The 211-nt window shown below is 76.3% G+C and carries 1 protein-coding gene; it reads left to right on the forward strand.

Annotation, left to right across the window (positions count from 1 at the left end; all coding sequences use genetic code 11):
- A partial coding sequence (locus QWY29_RS20870) for an ABC transporter permease subunit (protein WP_439117467.1) occupies positions 1 to 211 on the forward strand: 211 nt, incomplete at both ends.

Here is a 211-nt window from a genome sequence, read left to right on the forward strand (position 1 = left end):
CGCCGTCGGCGGCAACCGCGAGGTCGCCCGCCTGTCCGGCATCCGCACGTCGGTGCCGGTCCTGGTCGCCCACACCCTCTCCTCGGTGCGGGCGGCGCTCGCCGGCCTGCTCCTGCTGGCCCGGCTCCGCGTCGGCAGCCCGACGATCGGCAGCCAGGGCGACTACGACCTGATGTCGATCGCGGCCGTCGTCCTCGGCGGCACGCTGCTG

Origin of the sequence: Nocardioides abyssi (genome assembly GCF_030412915.1) — a bacterium.
Lineage (GTDB): Bacteria > Actinomycetota > Actinomycetes > Propionibacteriales > Nocardioidaceae > Nocardioides > Nocardioides abyssi.